20 protein-coding genes are annotated in these 20,498 nt (G+C 61.4%); 11 read left to right on the top strand and 9 right to left on the bottom strand.

What is annotated here, in order from left to right:
* Nucleotide 1: 1 nt before the first annotated feature.
* Nucleotides 2–238 (top strand): hypothetical protein, encoded by a 237-nt coding sequence (locus tag C4J94_RS12350; protein WP_124386418.1) that lies wholly within the window; start codon nucleotides 2–4, stop codon nucleotides 236–238.
* A 49-nt stretch (nucleotides 239–287) separates the two neighbouring features.
* On the opposite strand, the gene C4J94_RS12345 is transcribed toward C4J94_RS12350, so the two are convergent.
* The gene (locus C4J94_RS12345) at nucleotides 288–623 is read right to left on the bottom strand and encodes a hypothetical protein (protein ID WP_124386417.1); all 336 of its coding nucleotides are present in this window, start codon (nucleotides 621–623) and stop codon (nucleotides 288–290) included.
* A gap of 182 nt (nucleotides 624–805) precedes the next feature.
* On the opposite strand from C4J94_RS12345, the gene C4J94_RS12340 reads away from it, so the two are divergent.
* Nucleotides 806–1,714, top strand: a complete 909-nt coding sequence (locus C4J94_RS12340; protein WP_124386416.1) for a LysR substrate-binding domain-containing protein — start codon at nucleotides 806–808, stop codon at nucleotides 1,712–1,714.
* A gap of 79 nt (nucleotides 1,715–1,793) precedes the next feature.
* Here the strand turns inward: C4J94_RS12340 and C4J94_RS12335 are convergent, their stop codons facing one another.
* From C4J94_RS12335 to C4J94_RS12315, 5 genes are all read right to left on the bottom strand, one after another.
* Nucleotides 1,794–2,375, bottom strand: a complete 582-nt coding sequence (locus C4J94_RS12335; protein WP_124386415.1) for a GNAT family N-acetyltransferase — start codon at nucleotides 2,373–2,375, stop codon at nucleotides 1,794–1,796.
* 8 nt (nucleotides 2,376–2,383) lie between these two features.
* On the bottom strand, nucleotides 2,384–4,639 hold the full coding sequence (locus C4J94_RS12330; RefSeq protein ID WP_124386414.1) for an Orn/Lys/Arg decarboxylase N-terminal domain-containing protein: 2,256 nt from the start codon (nucleotides 4,637–4,639) through the stop codon (nucleotides 2,384–2,386).
* A 201-nt stretch (nucleotides 4,640–4,840) separates the two neighbouring features.
* The gene (gene dnaQ, locus C4J94_RS12325) at nucleotides 4,841–5,581 is read right to left on the bottom strand and encodes a DNA polymerase III subunit epsilon (protein ID WP_164485614.1); all 741 of its coding nucleotides are present in this window, start codon (nucleotides 5,579–5,581) and stop codon (nucleotides 4,841–4,843) included.
* A gap of 82 nt (nucleotides 5,582–5,663) precedes the next feature.
* The gene (rnhA, locus tag C4J94_RS12320; RefSeq protein ID WP_057725161.1) at nucleotides 5,664–6,116 is read right to left on the bottom strand and encodes a ribonuclease HI; all 453 of its coding nucleotides are present in this window, start codon (nucleotides 6,114–6,116) and stop codon (nucleotides 5,664–5,666) included.
* Nucleotides 6,117–6,145: 29 nt separating this feature from the next.
* Nucleotides 6,146–6,904 carry a class I SAM-dependent methyltransferase gene (locus C4J94_RS12315; RefSeq protein ID WP_124386412.1) on the bottom strand — a complete coding sequence of 253 codons (759 nt, stop codon included), beginning with the start codon at nucleotides 6,902–6,904 and terminating at the stop codon, nucleotides 6,146–6,148.
* A 65-nt stretch (nucleotides 6,905–6,969) separates the two neighbouring features.
* Between C4J94_RS12315 and gloB the strand changes: the two genes are divergently transcribed.
* The 8 genes from gloB to C4J94_RS12275 all read left to right on the top strand — a co-directional run bounded on the left by gloB (nucleotide 6,970) and on the right by C4J94_RS12275 (nucleotide 17,718).
* On the top strand, nucleotides 6,970–7,737 hold the full coding sequence (gene gloB / locus C4J94_RS12310; RefSeq protein WP_124386411.1) for a hydroxyacylglutathione hydrolase: 768 nt from the start codon (nucleotides 6,970–6,972) through the stop codon (nucleotides 7,735–7,737).
* Between the two features lie 98 nt (nucleotides 7,738–7,835).
* Complete coding sequence (locus tag C4J94_RS12305) at nucleotides 7,836–9,233, top strand: transglycosylase SLT domain-containing protein (RefSeq protein ID WP_124386410.1); 1,398 nt, start codon at nucleotides 7,836–7,838, stop codon at nucleotides 9,231–9,233.
* Nucleotides 9,234–9,444: 211 nt separating this feature from the next.
* Nucleotides 9,445–11,274 (top strand): extracellular solute-binding protein, encoded by a 1,830-nt coding sequence (locus tag C4J94_RS12300; protein WP_124386409.1) that lies wholly within the window; start codon nucleotides 9,445–9,447, stop codon nucleotides 11,272–11,274.
* Nucleotides 11,271–13,109: an extracellular solute-binding protein gene (locus tag C4J94_RS12295; RefSeq protein ID WP_124386408.1), complete on the top strand. Its 1,839-nt coding sequence runs from the start codon at nucleotides 11,271–11,273 to the stop codon at nucleotides 13,107–13,109. Before C4J94_RS12300 ends, C4J94_RS12295 begins: the two co-directional genes overlap by 4 nt.
* Nucleotides 13,110–14,183 (top strand): microcin C ABC transporter permease YejB, encoded by a 1,074-nt coding sequence (locus tag C4J94_RS12290; protein ID WP_124386407.1) that lies wholly within the window; start codon nucleotides 13,110–13,112, stop codon nucleotides 14,181–14,183.
* A 1-nt stretch (nucleotide 14,184) separates the two neighbouring features.
* The gene (locus C4J94_RS12285; protein WP_017738565.1) at nucleotides 14,185–15,204 is read left to right on the top strand and encodes an ABC transporter permease; all 1,020 of its coding nucleotides are present in this window, start codon (nucleotides 14,185–14,187) and stop codon (nucleotides 15,202–15,204) included.
* 1 nt (nucleotide 15,205) lies between these two features.
* A complete protein-coding gene (locus tag C4J94_RS12280) occupies nucleotides 15,206–16,807 on the top strand; it encodes an ABC transporter ATP-binding protein (protein WP_124386406.1) in 1,602 nt (533 codons plus the stop codon).
* A gap of 17 nt (nucleotides 16,808–16,824) precedes the next feature.
* Entirely contained in the window at nucleotides 16,825–17,718 is an 894-nt protein-coding gene (locus C4J94_RS12275; RefSeq protein ID WP_124386405.1) for an AraC family transcriptional regulator, read from the top strand.
* Here C4J94_RS12275 and C4J94_RS12270 read toward each other — a convergent pair.
* The 3 genes from C4J94_RS12270 to C4J94_RS12260 form a co-directional block, all read right to left on the bottom strand.
* Nucleotides 17,660–18,247, bottom strand: coding sequence for a LysE family translocator (locus C4J94_RS12270; protein WP_124386404.1), 588 nt, complete (start codon nucleotides 18,245–18,247; stop codon nucleotides 17,660–17,662). The genes C4J94_RS12275 and C4J94_RS12270 overlap by 59 nt on opposite strands.
* A 97-nt stretch (nucleotides 18,248–18,344) precedes the next feature.
* A complete protein-coding gene (locus C4J94_RS12265; protein WP_124386403.1) occupies nucleotides 18,345–18,974 on the bottom strand; it encodes a ribonuclease T2 in 630 nt (209 codons plus the stop codon).
* A 46-nt stretch (nucleotides 18,975–19,020) separates the two neighbouring features.
* The gene (locus C4J94_RS12260; protein WP_124386402.1) at nucleotides 19,021–19,998 is read right to left on the bottom strand and encodes a Gfo/Idh/MocA family protein; all 978 of its coding nucleotides are present in this window, start codon (nucleotides 19,996–19,998) and stop codon (nucleotides 19,021–19,023) included.
* Nucleotides 19,999–20,123: 125 nt separating this feature from the next.
* Between C4J94_RS12260 and C4J94_RS12255 the strand changes: the two genes are divergently transcribed.
* On the top strand, nucleotides 20,124–20,486 hold the full coding sequence (locus C4J94_RS12255; RefSeq protein WP_124386401.1) for an NUDIX hydrolase: 363 nt from the start codon (nucleotides 20,124–20,126) through the stop codon (nucleotides 20,484–20,486).
* The last annotated feature ends 12 nt before the right edge of the window (nucleotides 20,487–20,498 follow it).

The raw sequence follows: 20,498 nt of genomic DNA, 5'->3' as shown, positions 1-20,498 counted from the left end.
GATGGCAGCAGTACTAGTCGGACAGTTTCATGCCAGAGACGCGGAAGGCCGCGTATATTCGGTGCATGAGTTCCAGGAATCCAACCCGGCGCACGGCGACCTGGCTGGCTCGGCGCCTACCACCACCTACAAGCTGGCCATTGGCGACCGTGTAGAAAAGCTGGAAGGTGATGAGTTCAAATTGATCCAGTCGGGCACGATTCTCGTACGCGAATCCCAAACCATCCTCGCGTCATAAGACTTCGCCCTGTCCACCTGCTCAGTCCTGGCGACTGGGCTGGGGATGGCTACGGGGTGCGAATTTCGGTCATCTCAATGCCCTGCTCGCCTTGCTTGAGCGTCACCACCAACTGCCCTCTCTCTCCTTGCACCGCATACATCGAGCGCTGGTAGCCCGATCTGTCGTACGCGGGATAGGCCTGTACCTGCCTGATCAATGTCATACCGAGCACAGCCCCCACTTGCTCGGCGACCTGTTCCTGGGAACGGATAAAGGCTTCAAGGGCGAGGTTTTCCGACGGGTGTTCGTCGTCATTGAAGAAGTAAGCCGCCATGCACCCCACGGTCACCAGGACCAGGAGTTGCTTGGCCGTTACCCCGAAGAGCGTCGAGGGTAGAGGCATTTGAGACCAGACCTGTTTTTGTTGTAAGTACCGTTTAGCCGGCATTGGTCGTTGCTGATCAGACGCTTCATTCTAGTGAGGTCCTGGCTTAACGCCATAGGCAGGCGCGACCCGTGCAGTCTTTTTTGCGCACGGGGGCTTGCACCATTGAATCCCCAGGGCGCTGCACATAGACTCCGGCCATGCGTTTACGTCATATCGAAGTGATTCAGGCCATCTTGCAGACCGGACACCTCGGCACGGCCGCCGAGTGGCTGCAACTTCCCGTGGGCGAAGTTGACGCGACGCTCAAGGATGCCGAGCTGCAACTGGGCTTCATGCTGTTCGCCAGTGTGCGCGGGCGCTTGCAAGCCACCCGTGAAACCCTGGAACTGCAGGCACAAATCGCCCACCTGTACGAAGCGCTGGAGCCGATACAGCGCCTGGCCAGCCGCTTGAAACACCACCATGCGCCGACCTTGCGTGTGCTTTGCACCCCGCCGCTCGCCAACCAGTTACTGCCCCATGGCATCGCCATGCTGCGCCGACGTTTCCAGGATACGCCGTGTAATCTGTCGAGCCAGCCGACTCGGGAGATTGTCAGGCAGCTGTTGCTGCATGAAGCCGATGTGGGGCTGAGCCTGCATGACCCGGAACACCCGCACATTCAGGCTACCGTACTGGCCCAGGGCAAACTCCAACTGCTCGCGCCCCATGGCTGGCTGAAACCCAAGCAGAAGTACATTGCGCTGCAGGACCTGGCTGGGCAGTCGATGATTGGCCTGGAAGGCCAGGACCCGTTGAGCCGCCTGCTGGACGCGAAGCTGCAAGCCTTGCGCCCGCTGCCGGTGGTGCAAACGCGGGTACAGACGTACCAGATGATGCGCAGCATGGTGGAGGCCGGGGAAGGCCTGGCGGTAGTCGACCCGTTCACCGCCTTCGGCGCACGGGACGCGGGGATGGACGTGTGCCCCATTTCACCGCCGATCAGCGTTAGCCTGTATGCACTCACCCTCCAAAACAGCGCCCGGTCGCCGGCCTTGAATGCGCTGCTGGAGATCATTACGCAAAAGGCCGAAAGCCTGCTCTGCAACGACACCAGGCCCCTGTAGACACACATAATGTGGCGAGCAAGCTTGCTTGCGCTGGAGCGCGCAGCGCTCCCAAAAAACCTGCGAACGCTGCACAGTCTCAGACCGATTCGACTTCGGTCTTGAACAACCGATACCAGAAAATTGCCACTTCGCGGGTTTGCGGGTCGATCCCGCGATATCGCAATTGATCGATCCCCCCCAGGACGTAACCGCTACGTTCATAAAGGCGACAGGCACCCAGGTTGTTGTTCTGGGTTTCCAGCATCATCCCCGGCAGGTTTTTCTTGCGTGCCCAGAATTGCGCCACATCCAGTAGCGCCTTGGCCACACCATGACGCCGCGCCGGCAGCGCCACCGCCAACTCGTCAACGTGGGCAAAGCCGTTCCAGTTGGTACTGATCACCACGTGTCCGACCGCACGGTCATCCAGATAGGCCATGAAGATCGCGCTGTCGGGCGCATCGCGAAAGCTGGCGAACTCTTCCGGGTCGATGCCGTAACACTTGCGGTACGGCAGGATGCGCTCCACCGGCCACTGATCGACCCGCTTATCCATCTGCGGCACACCATAGGCGCTGACCTCAAAACTGAAGTCATTGCCCCATACATAAGCGTCGAAGCCTTCATCGGCGACTCGCACACTGAGCCCTGGATACTTCGGGTTCATGACAGCTTGCATAACGTTCCTTAACCTTTGATGCAATCGACAGTGTAACAACGACCACTGCCATCATCTTCGTGTTGCAACCCATGAACATCGGCGACAAAACCGGGGAAACTGCTATCGAACGTCCGGGCGAAGGCCAGGTAGTCGATGATCGAACGCGTTGACTCGGTAAAGCGCTCGCCCGGCATGATCAATGGAATGCCCGGCGGATAAGGCACCAGCATCACGGCTGCGACGCGTCCTGGCAAGGCATCGATGGAAACCGCTTCCACTTCGCCCTTGACCAACTGGTCGTAGGCGTCGGCCGGTTTCATCGCGATCTCCGGCAACACCGTGTACATACGCTTGAGGTGCCTGGCCGTCGCGTTGCTGCGGTAGCAGCTGTGCAACTGGTCGCACAGGTCGCGCAACCCCAGGCCCTGATAACGTATCGGCCCCTGGGCGTAGACCGAAGGCAGGCAACTGGCCAGGCTCACATTCCCATCATAGCTGCGTTTGAATTCCAGCAGCTCGGTGAGCAAGGTACTCCATTTGCCTTTGGTGATGCCCATGGAAAACAGCACGAGGAAAGAATACAACCCGGTTTTCTCCACAACCAGGCCGCGCTCCCAGAGAAACTTGCTGACCACTGCCGCCGGAATCCCGCAATCGCTCAGGGCACCGCCTGCATTGAGGCCGGGCATCACCAGCGTCACTTTGATCGGGTCCAGCAGCACATAGTCTTGCGCCACATCGCCGAACCCATGCCAGTCATCCTGAGGCTGCAGCAGCCAGTCCGCCGTGGCGACGCGGTCGATACCGGCCACTGAGGGTGGCTGCCAGATCGAAAACCACCAGTCCTGGGCGGCGATATGCTGACGCAGGTTGGCCAGCGCACGACGGAAACTCAGGGCCGCGTCGAACATCTCCTGCAGCAGCGAGCGCCCCGCCGGGCCTTCCATCATGGCCGACGCCACGTCCAGGGAGGCGATGATGCTGTACTGCGGCGACGTGGAGATATGCATCATGAACGCTTCGTTGAAGCGGTCGCGGTCCAACTGCCGCGCACCGCCGTCCTGCACGTGAATCATCGACGCCTGGCTGAAGGCCGCCAGCAGTTTGTGGGTGGAATGGGTGGTGAACACCAACGGGCTGTCCGGGGTGCGCGAGGTGCCCATGCCATAGCGTCCGGCGAAAAACTCGTGGAACGCCGCGTAGGCATACCAGGCTTCATCGAAGTGCAGTACTTCTACGCTGTTACCCAATTGTTGCTTGATCAGTTCGGCGTTGTAGCAAAGGCCGTCATAGGTGGAGTTTGTCACCACCGCCAGCTTGACCTTCGCCGGACGGCCTCGGGTCAGCGGGCTGGCGTCGATCTTGGCGCGGATCGATTCGGCGCTGAATTCGCTGAGCGGGATCGGGCCGATGATCCCCAGCTCGTTGCGCTCCGGGCACAGGTACAACGGGATCGCGCCCGTCATGATGATCGAATGCAGCACCGACTTGTGGCAGTTGCGGTCAACCAGTACCAGATCATCGCGACCCACCATGGAGTGCCACACGATCTTGTTCGCGGTGGAGGTGCCGTTGATTACGAAAAACGTGTGGTCGGCGCCGAAATTGCGCGCAGCGCGGGCTTCGGCTTCCGCCAGCGGGCCGGTGTGATCGAGCAGCGAGCCCAGCTCAGGGACTGACACGGACAAGTCCGAACGCAAGGTATTTTCCCCGAAGAACTGATGAAACGCCTGCCCCACCGGGCTTTTGCGATACGCCACGCCACCGCCATGGCCGGGGGTATGCCAGGAGTAATTGGAGTCCGCCGTGTGTTGCACCAGGGCCTTGAAGAACGGTGGCAGCAAGCCATCGAGGTAGGCGCGTGCAGCACGGGCGACCTGACGCGCGAGAAACGGTACGGTGTCTTCAAACAGATACAGGATGCCGCGCAGCTGGTTGAGTTCGCTCATGGCGTCAGCCGGGGCGTTTTCCAGGGTGACTTGCTCGCCCAGGGCGAAGATCGGCAGGTTGGGCGCCCTCACCCGCGCGAGGCGGATCAGCTCCACCATGTTTTGCAGCAGGTGGGTATTCTCCCCGGCGCCTTCAGCGGCGATCAGCATGCACGCCAGGCCATGGTGAGTGGACGCCACCAAGCGCCCTTCGGCGTAGTCCACGGCAGAAAAAATGCTGAAACCCTCCTGTTCCAACTCCCTGGCGATGCCTCGAACCCGGTCACCGGCAACGGTGTCGGCCTTGATGTCGCGGTGCACGATAAGGACGGGGAACTTCAGGTCTTTGTACATGAGCGCTCTGACTCCTGAGGGCTTGCACTCAGGGTAGAAGCTGGAAGCCAATGTGGCGAATGAAGATTTCACAGACGATGAAGATCAATTGTGGGAGGGGGCTTGCCCCCGATTGCGGTGGATCAGTTACCAGCGTGTTAACTGACATACAGCTATCGGGAGCAAGCCCCCTCCCACATTTTTTACTGCATCAAGCCAGGATTATGGTTGGGTCAACTGCGTCCACAACGCCGGCGCACCGGCCGCCTTGGCGATCGCGTCCAGACGCGCGGCATGCTCGGCCAGGTCCTGCTCGCTGGCGCGGATGACGGGTAAAGGCTTGCGATCGGCCGGCAGGCGCCGGATCTCCGAAGGGCGATTGCCCGAGCCTTCCGCCGAACCGCTGCCATCGGAGGCATTACCGGCCAACGACAGGCTGGTCTGCCCACCGGTCATGGTCAGGTAAACGTCAGCCAGAATCTCGGAGTCGAGCAAGGCGCCGTGCAGCTCACGGCCGGAGTTGTCGACGCCATAACGTTTGCACAAGGCATCGAGGCTGTTGCGCTGGCCCGGGTGCCGCTCGCGGGCCATCATCAAGGTGTCGAGGATCGAGCAATGCTTGGAAATATCCGCGCGATCCGCCTGCCCCATCAGGGCAAATTCGTTATTGATGAAGCCGACGTCGAACGCCGCGTTATGGATGATCAGCTGGGCACCGTTGATGAACTCGAAAAACTCATCGGCCACTTCGGCAAAGCGCGGCTTGCCCTTGAGAAATTCATCGGTAATGCCGTGGACGCCGATCGCGCCTTCGTCACTGTCACGGTCCGGTTGCAGGTAGACGTGGAAGTGACGCCCGGTCAGACGGCGGCCCATCAGTTCGACACAGCCGATTTCGATGATCCGGTGACCATCGGTCACTGGCATGCCGGTGGTTTCGGTATCGAGTACAACGGATCGGATGGCCATCAGGGTTCAGCTCTCAACAAGGTGGTGTGCAGTGTGGTGCGGGGCAAAGGGCGCGATGTTAACACGTCAGCCGGCCTCAGCTCTGCTTGTAGCCGCGCACTTCATCCACGCCACGGTTGGCGAGCTGGTCAGCCCGCTCGTTGCCGGGATGGCCGATGTGCCCACGCACCCATTTCCAGGTGATGTCATGCCGGTTGCATTGCTCATCGAGCAATTGCCACAGGTCGGCATTCTTGACCGGTTCCTTGGAGGCGGTTTTCCAACCGCGCTTCTTCCAGTTGACCATCCATTCGTTGATGCCCTTCATCACATATTGCGAGTCGGTCACCAGCAGGACGTTACAGCGCCGCTTGAGTTCTTCCAGGCCGCGAATGGCGCCCATCAGCTCCATGCGGTTGTTGGTGGTGTTGGCTTCGCCGCCCCACAACTCCTTCTCCACGCCCTTGCACACCAGCAATGCGCCCCAGCCGCCGGGGCCGGGGTTGCCCTTGCAGGCGCCATCGGTGAAGAGTTCTACGCTATCGGTCATCGGTTATCGGGCCTGAATCAAAAGAGGTTTTACGGTTTGTGTTGTTCGCGGTTGACCTTGGCCAGCGGCATCGGCACCAGCTTGCCCAGCGGTTCGCGGCGCACCTGCTGCACCGGCCGCAGCCCGACCGCGATCTTGCGCGCCACTAATAGATAGAAGCCCCCACCGGACAGTTGCCAGGCCCCCGCGCGACGTTCCCAGCCGGCGAGGCGCCCCTGCCACTTGGCGGACGCAAGCGGCGGACGATAGCACCCGAAGCGGCGTTTCTCCAGCGCGAAGCCCAGCAGGTTGAGCCAGTCACCCACCCGGGAAGGCGCGATGCAGCGCGCCTGGCGCAGACCGTCGTGGGCAAACACGTGACGCAAGCCCCAACTGCTCCAGGGGTTGATGCCGACAATCAGCAAATGGCCACCTGGGCGCACGCTGCTCGCGGCTTCGCGCAACAAACCGTGGGGCGACAGGCAGAAATCCAGCCCGTGCTGCAACACCACCACATCGGCGGCGTGTTCGCTCAACGGCCAGGCCTGCTCCTCGCAGACGATTTCCACGCCCGGCAACGGCGCCCCCAGGCGCACATTGCGCTGTACCTGGGGTGCGCACGGCGGCGTTTCGGCCGACGGGCCGTAATGCACCAGGTAGCCACCAAAGAACCGGCCCAGCTCGTCTTCGAGCATGCGCCGCTCTTCATCCAGCAGAAATTGCCCAAGCGGCCCGGACAGCCATTCGCGGGCCGCGCCGATCAGAGCCAGCCACTCAGGATCGGCCTGGGCGAACGCTTTATCAGTCATTGCATTCTCCAACTCGCCTAGACGTTCTAAGATGCACCAATGTGTTCAGCTTGGCGAATCGAAGAATGATACAGATCAGTGCCCTGCCCGCCTTCACCGATAACTACATCTGGTTGTTACAGGATGAGCAAACCCAACGTTGCGCCGTGGTCGACCCCGGTGACGCCGCGCCGGTGCTTGCCTGGCTCAAGCAGAACCCGGCCTGGACCCTCAGCGATATCCTGGTCACCCACCATCACCATGATCACGTCGGCGGCGTCGAGCAACTCAAGGCGGTTACCGGCGCCACGGTGTATGGCCCCGCGAACGAGAAAATCCCGGCGCGGGACGTCGACTTGCAGGATAACGACCGCATCACCGTGCTCGGCTGGGACTTCGATGTGTATGCGGTGCCTGGCCACACCCTCGGCCACATTGCTTATTACCATCAGGGCGTGCTGCTGTGCGGCGATACCCTGTTTGCCGCCGGTTGCGGTCGCCTGTTCGAAGGCACGCCGCAACAGATGCACGCGTCCCTGCAGCGCCTGGCTGCCCTGCCTGCCGATACCTCGGTGTACTGCACCCACGAATACACACAAAGTAACCTCAAGTTTGCCCAGGCCGTGGAACCGCATAACGCCGATATTGCTGAACGAGTGGCAAACGTCGCCCAGTTGCGCGCCCGTGGCGAGATGACGCTGCCGTCCAACCTGGCCCTGGAAAAACGCACTAACCCTTTTCTACGCACCTCTGAAACATCCGTTAAACAAAAAGCGGACGAACGGAATGGTCGCGACAACTGCTCTGGGGCCGAGGTATTTGCTTGCTTGAGGGCGTGGAAAGATACGTTCTAAGCCGACGCAATCTGATACGTAATTTCTGAATGGTTGACCGGAACCGAAGCGCTTTCTAGAATCGCCCGACATTTTTGCCCGGAACTTACTTCCAGCCAATGTCGTCATCTATTCGTAAATCCATTTCTTCAGACGCATTGACCCGCCTGGCTCAAGCCGTGGCGGTGGCCGTTTCCGCAACTCTGGCGGGCTGCCAATCGACTCATTACGCTGCACAATCCACCGTGCAACCCAAACCCAATCTTGCTGCCAAGATCAAGCAAAAACCTATCTGGCTTTCAGAGAAGCCCAGCCCCGAAGTGCCCCAGGATGTCTGGGAACGCATGCGTCGGGGCTTTCAATTGCAGGACGGCCTGGGCGTCAACCCGCGCATCGAGCAACAACGCCTGTGGTTCGCCAGCAATCCGTCCTTCCTGGAGAATGCTGGTGAACGCGGCAGCCTCTACATTCATTACATCGTCGAGCGCCTTGAAGAACGCAACATGCCCCTGGAGCTGGCGCTGCTGCCAGTGATTGAAAGTGCCTACAACCCAATGGCCTATTCGCGCAGCGATGCGGTCGGCCTATGGCAATTCATTCCATCCACCGGGCGCTACTTCAACCTGCGCCAGACCCGCGCCTACGATGGCCGCCGCGATATCACCGCCTCCACCACCGCCGCCCTGGACTACCTGACCCGTCTGCATGACATGTTCAACGGCGACTGGCTGCTGGCCCTGGCGGCCTACAATGCGGGCGAAGGCACGGTGAGCCGGGCCATCGAACGCAACGAGAAGCTCGGCCTGCCGACCGATTACTGGAACCTGCCCCTGCCCCAGGAAACCAAGGACTACGTACCTAAATTCCTGGCGCTGTCCCAGGTGGTGCTGGCCCCCGAGGCCTATGGCGTCAACCTGAACCCGATCGCCAACACGCCGTATTTCGAAGTGGTTGAAGTCAAGCAAAGCATGGACCTGTCCCGGGTCGCCGCGCTGGCGGAAATCGATGAAGACGAGTTGTTCCAGCTCAACCCGGCCCTGAAACAACGCACCACCCTCGACGGCCCCCAGCATTTGCTGGTGCCGACCTCCAAGGCGCAACTGCTCACCAGCACCCTGTCGACGATGAAGCCGGAAGAGTTGCTGAGCATGCGTCCCAAAAAGCCGGTATTCGACGAAGTCGAGACCAAGGCAGTGGCTGGGCGTACCCGCAGCTACAAGGTGCGCACGGGCGACAACCTCACGCTGATCGCCAAGGCCAACAAGGTCGATGTGCATGACCTGCAGCGCTGGAACAAGCTCAACGGACAGGCGCTCAAGGTCGGCCAGACCCTGGTGATGCAGGACACGCGCAAAGCCGCGGCGAAGCCTGTGCAGTACAAGGTCAAGAAAGGCGACTCGCTGTACATGGTCGCCAAGCGCTTCAATGTCGAGATGCAACATCTCAAGCGTTGGAACCCGCGCACCGGCCAGGCGTTGAAGCCTGGGCAGATGCTGGTGGTTTCCGGGCCGCGCTGAGCCCTCAAGAACGCTGAAGAGCTAATTGTGGGAGGGGGCTTGCCCCCGATGGCAATGGGCCAGTCAACCTAGGTGGTGACTGACACACTGCCATCGGGGGCGAGCCCCCTCCCACATTGAGTCCTCAGTGCTCCGGCAGCCTTTTTCCATCCGGAACAAGCTGTTACTGTACCGATCATAAAGCCCAAGCCGCCTGGATCGGATCTCTGACTTGAAGCGTCCCCTCCTTCTACTAATAAGTCTGGCCTTGAGCTTTGCGGCGAACGCGACGATTACCGAGAGCCACGGTTACGCGCAGTTCGGCACGCTCAAGTACCCGGCCAAATTCACCCATTACGATTGGGTAAACCCTGCAGCGCCGAAAGGCGGGACACTGCGGGTGATGGCCTTTGGCACGTTCGACACCCTCAACCCCTATACCTTCAAGGGCACCAGCCCGGTGTCCACCGGCAACTTCCTGCAGTACGGCGTCAATGAGCTGAACGAACCGCTGATGGTCGGCACAGGCCAGTACGCCCCTTCCGGCGACGAGCCGACATCCAGCTACGGCCTGATCGCCCGGTCGGTGGAGTACAGCGAGGACCGCAGCTGGGTCGTATTCAACCTGCGCCGCGAAGCGCGTTTTCACGATGGCACGCCGATCACCGCCGAGGACGTAGCGTTTTCCTACCGCACCCTGCTGACCGAAGGCCATCCGCAGTACCGCACCAACCTGCAGGAAGTGGCGCGGGTAGATATCCTCAATCGCCATCGCATCCGTTTCGTGTTCAAGCGTGCCGGCAACCCGCTGTTGATCCTGCGGCTGGGCGAGCTGCCGGTGCTGCCCCAGCATTACTGGAAAAATCGCGATTTCAAGGCCACCACCTTCGAGCCGCCACTGGGCAGCGGGCCGTACCGCATCAGCAAGGTCAGCCCTGGCCGCCAACTGGTGTTCGAACGGGTCAAGGACTACTGGGGCAAGGACCTGCCGGTCAACCAGGGCCTGTACAACTACAACAAGGTCGAGGTGGAGTTCTACCGCGACAGCGACGTAGCCTTTGAAGCCTTCAAGGCGGGTGAATTCGACATCTATATCGAACACCAGGCCAAGAACTGGGTGACCGGCTACAACTTTCCGGCGGTCAATCGCGGCGAGGTCATCAAGGCGCAGATCGCCCACAAGATTCCCACCCAGAGCCAGGGCCTGTTCATCAACACCCGGCGACCGGCCTTCAGCCAGACCAAGGTGCGCGAAGCCCTGGGGCTGATGTTCGACTTCGAATGGACCAACCGCACCCTGTTCAGCAACGCCTACAAACGCGCCTTGAGCTACTACCCCAACAGCGAATTCTCGGCCACGGGCGTCCCGGTCGGTCACGAGTGGCTGATGCTCTCGCCTTACCGCGACCAACTGCCGGCCAATCTGTTTACCCAAGCCTTCAGCCTGCCGCAGACCGACGGGCGCGGCATCCCCCGCGAAACCCTGCGCCGCGCCCTGGCCCTGCTCGACGAGGCCGGCTGGAAACTGTCCGGCCAACGCCTGCTGAACAAGGACGGGCAACCGCTGCGCCTGGAGATCCTGCTGGTCAACCCGAACCTGGAGCGCATCCTGCAGCCCTATGTCGAGAACCTGATCAGCATCGGCATCGACGCGCACCTGCGCACCGTCGACCGCGCCCAGTACAAGCAACGCCTGGATCAATTCGATTTCGACATGATCCTGGTCACCCTCAACCAGACCCTCAGCCCCGGGCTGGAGCAGTGGCAGTACTTCCACTCCAGCCAGGCCGCGATCAAGGGCAGCAAGAATTACGCCGGCATCGCCAACCCCGTGGTCGACCATTTGCTCGAACAACTGCTCGCCGCCCAGACCCGCGAAGAACAACTGGCCGCCGGCCGCGCGCTGGACCGGGTGCTGCTGTGGCAGCACTACAGCATTCCCAACTGGTACCTCAACTATCATCGCCTGGCGTACCGCAACCGGTTCGCCTTTGTCACCACGCCGCCCTACAGCCTGGGCCTGAGCGCGTGGTGGCTGAAAGCTTCGGAGAAAGCCCAATGATGTTATTGCGCAGGACTTTACTCGCCAGCCTGTTGCTGTGCAGCGCGGCCCAGGCCGCCCCGCAACATGCGCTGACGCTTTACAACGAGCTGCCCAAGTACCCCGCCGACTTCAAGCATTTTGACTACGTGAACCCCGACGCCCCCAAGGGCGGCACCTTTCGCGAGTCGGCCATGGGTGGCTTCGACAGCCTCAACCCCTACATCAGCAAAGGCGTGCCGGCCGACAATCTGCCATTGATCTACGACACCCTGGCCATGCAGAGCCTCGACGAGCCCATCACCGAGTACGGCCTGGTGGCCGGCAAGATCGAAAAGGCCCCGGACAACAGTTGGGTGCGCTTCTACCTGCGCCCCGAAGCGCGCTTCCATGACGGCCACCCGATCCGCGCCGAAGACGTGGTGTTTACCTTCCAGACCCTGATCAAGGACGGCACCCCGCTCTACCGCACCTACTACGCCGACGTTGACGAAGTGGTCGCCGAAGACCCGCTGCGGGTGCTGTTCAAATTCAAGCGCACCAACAACCGCGAATTGCCGTTGATCCTCGGCCAATTGCCGGTACTGCCTAAACATTGGTGGGCCACTCGCGACTTCTCCAAGGGCAACCTGGAAATACCGTTGGGCAGTGGCCCGTACAAGGTGGCCGAGGTCAAGGCCGGACGCATGATCCGCTACGAGCGGGTCAAGGACTATTGGGCCAAGGACTTGCCGGTCGCCAAGGGGTTCTACAACTTCGACAACCGCATCACTGATTATTACCGCGACAGCACCGTGTCCCTGGAAGCCCTGAAGGCTGGCCAGTTCGACTACTGGCTGGAGTTCAGCGCAAAAAACTGGGCCAACGCCTACAACATTCCGGCAGTGGCCGAAGGCCGTCTGATCAAGGAGGAGATCCCCAACGGCAATCCCACCGGCATGCAGGGTTTCGTGTTCAACACGCGCAAACCGATGTTCCAGGATGTGCGGGTGCGCAAGGCCATCAGCCTGTTGCTGGATTTCGAATGGAGCAACAAGCAGCTGTTCAATGGCGCCTACACCCGCACCCGCAGTTACTTCGAAAACTCGGAAATGGCCGCCACCGGGTTACCCGGCCCGGATGAACTGGCCATTCTCGAGCCTCTGCGCGACAAGATCCCCGCCGAAGTCTTCACCCAGGCCTTCGAGCCGTCCAAGACCGACGGCAGCGGCATGATCCGTGCGCAGCAGCGCGAGGCCTACCAGCTGTTGCAGGAGGCCGGCTGGAAGATCGTCGACGACAAGATGGTCGACGCCACGGGCAAGCCGGTGACCATCGAGTTCCTGCTGGCCCAGACCGAATTCGAGCGCATTCTGCTGCCATTCAAGCGCAACCTGGCCGACCTGGGCATCGACCTGGTGATTCGCCGGGTCGACGTGTCGCAGTTCATCAACCGCCTGCGCTCGCGGGACTTCGACATGCTGGTGGGCAGCTTTCCGCAGTCCACCTCGCCGGGTAATGAGCAGCGTGAGTTCTGGAAGTCATCCAGCGCCGACAAACCGGGCAGCCGCAACTACATGGGCCTTAAGGACCCGGCGGTCGATCAATTGGTCGAGCAACTGATTGACGCCGACTCGCGCAAAAGCCTGATCGCCCACGCCAGGGCGCTGGATCGCGTACTGCAGTTTGGCTACTACGTGATCCCCAACTGGCACATCAAGACGTTCCGTGTGGCGTATTGGGACCACCTCGGCCATCCGAAAGTCTCGCCGCGCTATGACGTAGGCACCGCCACCTGGTGGGCCAAGCCCGACGTCAAACCCGCGGTCCCCCTGGACACCACACAAAGCGCCGAAGCGGCGAGCGGAGGCGATTGAATGCTGGCCTATATTGTTCGTCGCCTGTTACTGATCATCCCCACGCTGTTCGGCATCCTGCTGATCAACTTCGTGATCATCCAGGCGGCTCCCGGCGGCCCGGTGGAACAGATGATCGCCAAGCTCGAAGGCTTTGACGGCGCCACCAGCCGCATCGCCGGGGGCGGTGCCGAGGTCGCGGTGGCGGGTTCCAGCTACCGCGGCGCCCAGGGCCTGGACCCGGCGCTGATCAAGGAAATCGAGAAAATGTACGGCTTCGACAAATCGGCGCCGGAACGTTTGTGGATCATGGTCAAGAATTATGCGCGGCTGGATTTCGGCGACAGCTTTTTCCGTGACGCCAAGGTCATCGACCTGATCAAGGAAAAGATGCCGGTGTCCATTTCCCTCGGGTTATGGAGCACCTTGATCATGTACCTGGTGTCGATCCCCCTGGGCATCGCCAAAGCCACGCGTCACGGCAGCCATTTCGATGTGTGGACCAGTTCGGCCATCATCGTCGGCTATGCGATCCCGGCGTTCCTGTTCGCCATCCTGTTGATCGTGGTGTTTGCCGGAGGCAGTTACCTGGACTGGTTCCCCTTGCGCGGGCTTACGTCCAACAACTTCGACGAATTGAGCTGGGGCGGCAAGGTCCTCGATTATTTCTGGCACCTGGCCCTGCCCGTGACCGCCCTGGTGATCGGCAACTTCGCCACCATGACCCTGCTGACCAAGAACAGCTTTCTCGACGAGATCAACAAACAGTACGTGGTCACCGCCAAGGCCAAGGGCCTGACCAACCACCGCGTGCTGTACGGCCATGTGTTTCGTAACGCGATGCTGCTGGTGATCGCCGGTTTCCCTTCGGCCTTCATTGGCATCTTCTTTACCGGCTCCTTGCTGGTGGAAGTGATCTTCTCGCTCGACGGCCTCGGCCTGATGAGCTTCGAGGCGGCGATCAACCGCGACTACCCGGTGGTGTTTGGCACGCTGTTTATCTTCACCCTGCTGGGGCTGATCGTGAAGCTGATCGGCGACCTCACCTACACCCTGGTCGATCCGCGTATCGACTTTGCCAGCCGGGAGCATTGAGATGAACCTGTCCCCCCTCAATCGCCGCCGGTTCGAGCGGTTCAAGGCGAACAAGCGTGGCTGGTGGTCGTTGTGGCTGTTCCTGATTCTGTTCGTGCTCAGCCTGGGCGCCGAGCTGATCGCCAACGACAAGCCACTGGCCGTGCACTTCGATGGCGACTGGTATTTCCCGGCGCTCAAGCGCTACCCGGAGACCACCTTCGGCGGCGAGTTTCCCCTGGAAGCCAACTACAAGAGCCCGTATATCCAGGAGCTGCTCAAGGCCAAGGACGCCTGGACCTTGTGGGCACCGATCCCGTTCAGCTACCAGAGCATCAACTACGACCTGAAAGTGCCGGCCCCCGCGCCGCCATCCAGCGTCAACCTGCTGGGCACCGACGACCAGGGCCGCGATGTGCTGGCGCGGGTCATCTATGGGTTTCGCGTGTCGGTGCTGTTTGCGCTGACGCTGACCGTGCTCAGCTCGATCATCGGCGTGATCGCCGGCGCCCTGCAGGGTTTCTATGGCGGTTGGGTGGACCTGGCCGGGCAGCGCTTCCTGGAGATCTGGTCCGGGCTGCCGGTGCTGTACCTGCTGATCATCCTGGCCAGCTTCGTGCAGCCCAATTTCTGGTGGCTGCTGGGCATCATGCTGCTGTTCTCGTGGATGAGCCTGGTGGACGTGGTGCGCGCCGAGTTCCTGCGCGGGCGCAACCTGGAGTACGTGCGCGCGGCCCGGGCGCTGGGCATGCAGAACGGCGCGATCATGTTCCGCCATATCCTGCCCAACGCGATGGTCTCGACCATGACGTTCATGCCGTTCATCCTCACGGGCGCCATCGGCACCCTCACCGCCCTGGACTTCCTTGGCTTCGGCCTGCCGGCCGGCTCGCCGTCACTGGGCGAACTGGTGGCCCAGGGCAAATCCAACCTGCAGGCGCCGTGGCTGGGCATGAGTGCGTTTGCCGTGCTGGCGATCATGTTGAGCCTGCTGGTGTTTATCGGCGAGTCCGCTCGCGACGCCTTCGACCCGAGGAAATGAGATGAATCAGGACAATCTGATCGAAATCCGCGACCTCAGTGTCGAGTTCGTCACGGGCGAGCATCACCATCGCGTGGTCAATAACGTCAGCTTCGATATCAAGCGCGGCGAAACCCTGGCGCTGGTTGGCGAAAGCGGCTCCGGCAAATCGGTGACGGCGCATTCGATCCTGCGGTTGCTGCCCTACCCGTTGGCGCGGCACCCGTCCGGCACCATCAGCTACGCCGGGCAAGACCTGCTGACGCTCAAGGAAAAGACCCTGCGGCATATTCGCGGCAACCGCATCGCGATGATCTTCCAGGAGCCGATGACCTCGCTGAACCCGCTGCACTGCATCGAAAAGCAGATCAACGAAGTGCTCGGCCTGCACAAGGGCCTCACCGGCAAGGTCGCCACCCAGCGCACCCTGGAACTGCTGGAGTTGGTGGGCATCCCCGAGCCACACAAGCGTCTCAAGGCACTGCCCCACGAACTCTCCGGCGGCCAGCGCCAGCGCGTGATGATCGCCATGGCCCTGGCCAACGAGCCGGAACTGCTGATCGCCGATGAGCCGACCACGGCCCTCGACGTGACGGTGCAATTGAAGATCCTGGAACTGCTCAAGGAGCTGCAGGCGCGCCTGGGCATGGCGTTATTGCTGATCAGTCACGACCTGAACCTGGTACGCCGGATCGCTCACCGCGTGTGCGTGATGCAACAGGGCTGCATCGTCGAGCAGGCCGATTGCGAGACGCTGTTCCAGGCGCCGCAACACCCGTACACCCAGGAATTGCTGGCGGCCGAACCCAGCGGTGGGCCGGCCACCAATGAGGTCGGGCCACCCCTGCTGGAAGTGGACGACCTGAAGGTCTGGTTCCCGATCAAGAAAGGTTTTCTGCGCAACACCGTCGACTACGTCAAGGCGGTGGACGGCATCAACTTCAGCCTGCCCCAGGGGCAAACCCTGGGCATCGTCGGCGAAAGCGGCTCGGGCAAATCCACCCTGGGCCTGGCGATCCTGCGCCTGATCGGCAGCCAGGGCGGCATTCGCTTCGAAGGCCAGCAGCTGGACCGCCTCACCCAGCAGCAGGTGCGCCCGTTGCGCCGGGAAATGCAGGTGGTGTTTCAAGACCCGTTCGGCAGCCTGAGCCCGCGCATGTGTGTCAGCGAGATCGTCGGCGAAGGGTTACGCATCCACAACATGGGCACACCGACCGAGCAGGAGGCTGCGATCATTGCCGCGCTCAAGGAAGTCGGCCTGGACCCGGAGTCACGCCATCGCTACCCCCATGAGTTTTCCGGCGGCCAGCGCCAGCGCATCGCAATCGCCCGTGCCCTGGTGCTCAAGCCGCGCCTGATCCTGTTGGACGAGCCGACGTCGGCGCTGGACCGCACGGTGCAGCGCCAAGTGGTGGAATTGCTGCGCGGCTTGCAGGCCAAGTACAACCTGACCTACCTGTTTATCAGCCATGACCTGGCGGTGGTCAAGGCGCTCAGCCACCAGTTGATGGTGGTCAAGCAGGGTCAGGTGGTGGAACAAGGGGATGCCAGGCAGATTTTCGCCAGCCCCCAGCACCCCTATACTCGGCAATTGCTGGAAGCGGCCTTTCTGGTGCCCGCTTAAAGTCAGGAGCCAACACCATGTTGTCGAACACGCCCGCTCACCCTTCGCACGCGCCGCGCTTCTGGCGCGACGAGCGCTTGCCCTTCATCGAAGCGCGCACCATTGCCGATGGGCGCAAGGTCACTTACACCCGCCACGCCCATGAGCATTTTTCCATCGGTGCAATCACCCGCGGGCGCAGCTATTACCACTATGGCGACCAGACTTTCCAGATCAGCGCCGGCACCGTGGTGCTGATGAACCCCGGTGACGTGCACGCGTGCAATCCCATCGAAAACGAGCATTGGTCCTACCATATGCTCTACCTCGACACCCCCTGGCTGACTGACCTGCAGCATCAACTGGGCTTCAGTACCGACCAGGGTTACCGCCCGTTCAACACACCGCACACTCAGGACACGTCGCTGTACCACGGCTTGCTGGGCCTATACCGGCTTCTGGTGGACGAACGGGCCGAACTGCTGCACAAACAGAGCGCGCTGGTGAGCTATTTCAGCGAGGTGCAGCAGCGCCTGAACCCTTCGCTCGCGCCGGTACGGGAGGTCAATCACAAGCTGGAGCGAGCCGCCGAGTACATTCGTGAGCACTGCACCGAGGCCCTGAGGCTTGAAGACATTTGCCAGGCGGCCGAGCTGTCGCCGTCGTACCTGATCCGCGCGTTCAAACAGTATTACGGGCTGACGCCCCATGCGTTTGTGGTCAACAGCCGTATCCAGTTTGCCCGCACCCAACTGCGCAATGGTGCGCTGATCGCCGAGGTGGCGCTGGCTGCTGGGTTTGCCGACCAGGCGCATTTCCAACGTGCATTCAAACAGCATTTTGCCGCCACGCCGGGGCAATACCGCGAACGGCTCAAGCCATCAGCAAATAACCCACACTGGCCACCAGCAACGCGGCCATTGAACGGTTGAACACCCGGACACCCCGAGGATTGTGCAGGTAGCGGCGCAAGAACGTTCCGGCATAGGCCCAGCACGCCACCGACAGGTAGCAGATCACCAGGTAGAGGCTGGCGAACACCCAGACTTGCCCGGCATCACCGTCCGCCGCAAACAGCCCCATCCCCGCCACACACGCCAGCCAGGCCTTGGGGTTGAGCCACTGCATGATCGCGCCGTACAGCATCGAGGGCGCCGTGGCGGCGCCGTCGTCCTGCAACTGGCCGTTGTCCACGGCGAGCTTGCAGGCCATATACAGCAGGAACGCCACCCCGCCCCACTGGATCAGCTGGGTCAGGATCGGCCAGCGCAGCAGCACTTCGTGCAAACCCAGGCCAATCAACACCAGCAGCAAGGTGAAGCCAAGCGCCGCGCCGAACACATGCTTCTGGCTGGCAGCAAAGCCGAAGCGTGCGCCGCTGCTCAGGGCGACCACATTGACCGGCCCCGGCGTAATGGAGGTAGCGAGGGCGAATGCCGCCATGGAGATGATCACGCTCATTGCAGTTCCTTTTCGTGATGCCAGACAGGGATGGCATCACGGTAAAGGCTGGGGCGTGATGGGTATTGAACAAAATGCCCCTCAACGTGCATGAGGCTCAGCGCTGCGCAGGAATCCGGATATCACCACCACGGCACTGGCTTTTCACGCTACGCGGGCAACCGGCGAAGGTCAGGTCCTTGGTCAGGCATACGCGCACTTCAGACAGCACGTTGCCTTTGCAGATAACGGCCATGCCGTGGTTGCCCATGCGCGGGTTGCTTTCGCGAAACAGCGCCTCGATCTCCCTGGCGGGTAATGACGGCGGTGTATTGAGCGGCTGCAATTGTGGCGGAATCACAACCGCGCCCAGTGCCGTATCGGATTGCTCCAGGTAGTGCAGCGGTGCAAGCCCAGTGCAGGTGCCGTGCTTGGCCCATTCATGCTTGAGCAGCGCACGGCTGGGAAACAGCGTGGCGCCCTTGTCCATTTCTTCGGCGGTCAATCGCGAGCGCGGCGCACAGGATGCGGGCCACCCTCCTCGCGCGTATTGCGGCCACAAGCCATGCAGCACAAACCCGTAGCCCTTGCCCGAACACTGTTCGTTATCCGGGTGGGTCAAGCAGAACGTCGGCGACCACGAGAGCGACAACACATAAAAATCAAATTCCCCTGCCTGCCCTTGGCTGCGCGGCGCTGCCGTTGCGCCAGCGGCGATCAGCAGCCACAACACCATCCAGTATTTCATCGCGACATCCGTTTAAACAAAGTGAAGCACCGCGCTATCGCGACGACTAGGGATGTTGGGAGTAACGCTGCAGCACTTTGTCCAGAATTCGGTCCGTCTTCAACGCCTCGATCGCCAGCGAAGGGTGCTTGGCATCGCCACGAATATGGGCATTCATCGCCAGTACGTGGTGCCATTGGATATGGGTATGGCATGGGATTTCCAGCACCTCTTCGGTCTCGGCTTCAAGGCGCAGCGGCTGGTCTTCGAATACCGAGAAGGTGATGCGCCCCTGGCTGCCGATCAGCTCGACCCGGTCTTCGCGGCGGTCAGCGACGAAGTTCCAGCAGCCCATGCCCAGTGCACCGCTGGCGAAGGTCCAGCAGGCGCTCACCGCGTCCTCTGCGGCATAGCGTCCGGCCTGCCGAGCAGTGAACCCCGAGACCTCGACGATATCTCCGGCCAGGTACTGGAACAGGTCGAACCCGTGGCTGGCCAGGTCGGCAAAATAACCGCCGCCGGCAATCGCAGGGTCAGTGCGCCAATTGTCCGGATTGGTGTCTGCCACCGCTGCGGGCTTGCACAGGGTCCAATTGAGGTGGCGCAACTCGCCGATACGGCCGTCCTCCAGCCAGGTGCGCACTTGCTGGAAGCGCGGCAGTGAGCGCCGATAATAGGAGACGAACAGGTGCAGCCCGGCGCGCTCGAAGGTGCGCTGCATCAACGCGCTCTGTTCGGCGTTCAACGACATGGGTTTTTCGACGCAACAATGCTTGCCTGCCGCCGCCACCATCAAGCTGTAGTCGAGGTGGCTGTCAGGCGGAGTGGCGATGTAGACGGCATCCACCTCGGGGTCGTCGATCAGGGCCTGGGCATCCGTGTAGAAGCGGGCAATGCCATGGCGTGTCGCGTAATCGCGCACGGCTTCCTCGCGGCGCCCCATCACGGCCACCAGGGCCGAACCTGGCGCTTTGTAGAAAGCGGGTCCACTCTTCAATTCGGTGACACTGCCACAGCCGATCATGCCCCAACGTACGGTGCTCATCTGCTCTCCTCGTTCGTTTTCGTCAAACGCGCAGTATCCACATAGACACTCCGGCGCGCCATAACCACTTAGCATGACATTTGCATTACACTTTTATGACAACCAACCCGTAGCAGGCATAAACGATGAAAATACGGGCCACGGTCATCTGCGAACACGAGGGGCACATCCTCTTCGTGCGCAAGGCCAGATCCAAATGGGCGCTGCCGGGCGGCAAAGTAGAACGGGGTGAACGCCCGGTGGGCGCGGCGGAACGCGAGCTGGAAGAAGAAACGGGGTTAAACGTGGACGGCTTGCTGTACTTGCAGGAGCTGAGGGCCCGCGACACCGTGCATCACGTGTTTGAGGCCTCGGTGGTGAATATCGACGAGGCGCGGCCGTGCAACGAGATCGTCGACTGCCAGTGGTACGCCTACGGTGCTCTCGACGAGCTGGACACCACCGACGCCACACGACACATCGTCAAGTCCTTCCTGCGCCGCCTCTGACGCGGCGTATCG

The sequence above is a fragment of the Pseudomonas sp. R5-89-07 genome (assembly GCF_003851685.1).
In the GTDB taxonomy this organism is placed as follows: Bacteria; Pseudomonadota; Gammaproteobacteria; order Pseudomonadales; family Pseudomonadaceae; genus Aquipseudomonas.
The sequence above is the reverse complement of the archived record's forward strand: the minus strand, read 5'-3'. Positions and strand labels throughout refer to the sequence as shown.

Bases quoted from the DNA above. Each gene is read 5' to 3' on its own strand.
- C4J94_RS12350 (WP_124386418.1), top strand. From the start codon at position 2: ATGGCAGCAGTACTAGTCGGACAGTTTCATGCCAGAGACGCGGAAGGC.
- C4J94_RS12345 (WP_124386417.1), bottom strand. From the start codon at position 623: ATGCCTCTACCCTCGACGCTCTTCGGGGTAACGGCCAAGCAACTCCTG.
- C4J94_RS12340 (WP_124386416.1), top strand. From the start codon at position 806: ATGCGTTTACGTCATATCGAAGTGATTCAGGCCATCTTGCAGACCGGA.
- C4J94_RS12335 (WP_124386415.1), bottom strand. From the start codon at position 2,375: ATGCAAGCTGTCATGAACCCGAAGTATCCAGGGCTCAGTGTGCGAGTC.
- C4J94_RS12330 (WP_124386414.1), bottom strand. From the start codon at position 4,639: ATGTACAAAGACCTGAAGTTCCCCGTCCTTATCGTGCACCGCGACATC.
- rnhA (WP_057725161.1), bottom strand. From the start codon at position 6,116: ATGACCGATAGCGTAGAACTCTTCACCGATGGCGCCTGCAAGGGCAAC.
- C4J94_RS12315 (WP_124386412.1), bottom strand. From the start codon at position 6,904: ATGACTGATAAAGCGTTCGCCCAGGCCGATCCTGAGTGGCTGGCTCTG.
- gloB (WP_124386411.1), top strand. From the start codon at position 6,970: ATGATACAGATCAGTGCCCTGCCCGCCTTCACCGATAACTACATCTGG.
- C4J94_RS12305 (WP_124386410.1), top strand. From the start codon at position 7,836: ATGTCGTCATCTATTCGTAAATCCATTTCTTCAGACGCATTGACCCGC.
- C4J94_RS12295 (WP_124386408.1), top strand. From the start codon at position 11,271: ATGATGTTATTGCGCAGGACTTTACTCGCCAGCCTGTTGCTGTGCAGC.
- C4J94_RS12290 (WP_124386407.1), top strand. From the start codon at position 13,110: ATGCTGGCCTATATTGTTCGTCGCCTGTTACTGATCATCCCCACGCTG.
- C4J94_RS12285 (WP_017738565.1), top strand. From the start codon at position 14,185: ATGAACCTGTCCCCCCTCAATCGCCGCCGGTTCGAGCGGTTCAAGGCG.
- C4J94_RS12280 (WP_124386406.1), top strand. From the start codon at position 15,206: ATGAATCAGGACAATCTGATCGAAATCCGCGACCTCAGTGTCGAGTTC.
- C4J94_RS12275 (WP_124386405.1), top strand. From the start codon at position 16,825: ATGTTGTCGAACACGCCCGCTCACCCTTCGCACGCGCCGCGCTTCTGG.
- C4J94_RS12270 (WP_124386404.1), bottom strand. From the start codon at position 18,247: ATGAGCGTGATCATCTCCATGGCGGCATTCGCCCTCGCTACCTCCATT.
- C4J94_RS12265 (WP_124386403.1), bottom strand. From the start codon at position 18,974: ATGAAATACTGGATGGTGTTGTGGCTGCTGATCGCCGCTGGCGCAACG.
- C4J94_RS12260 (WP_124386402.1), bottom strand. From the start codon at position 19,998: ATGAGCACCGTACGTTGGGGCATGATCGGCTGTGGCAGTGTCACCGAA.
- C4J94_RS12255 (WP_124386401.1), top strand. From the start codon at position 20,124: ATGAAAATACGGGCCACGGTCATCTGCGAACACGAGGGGCACATCCTC.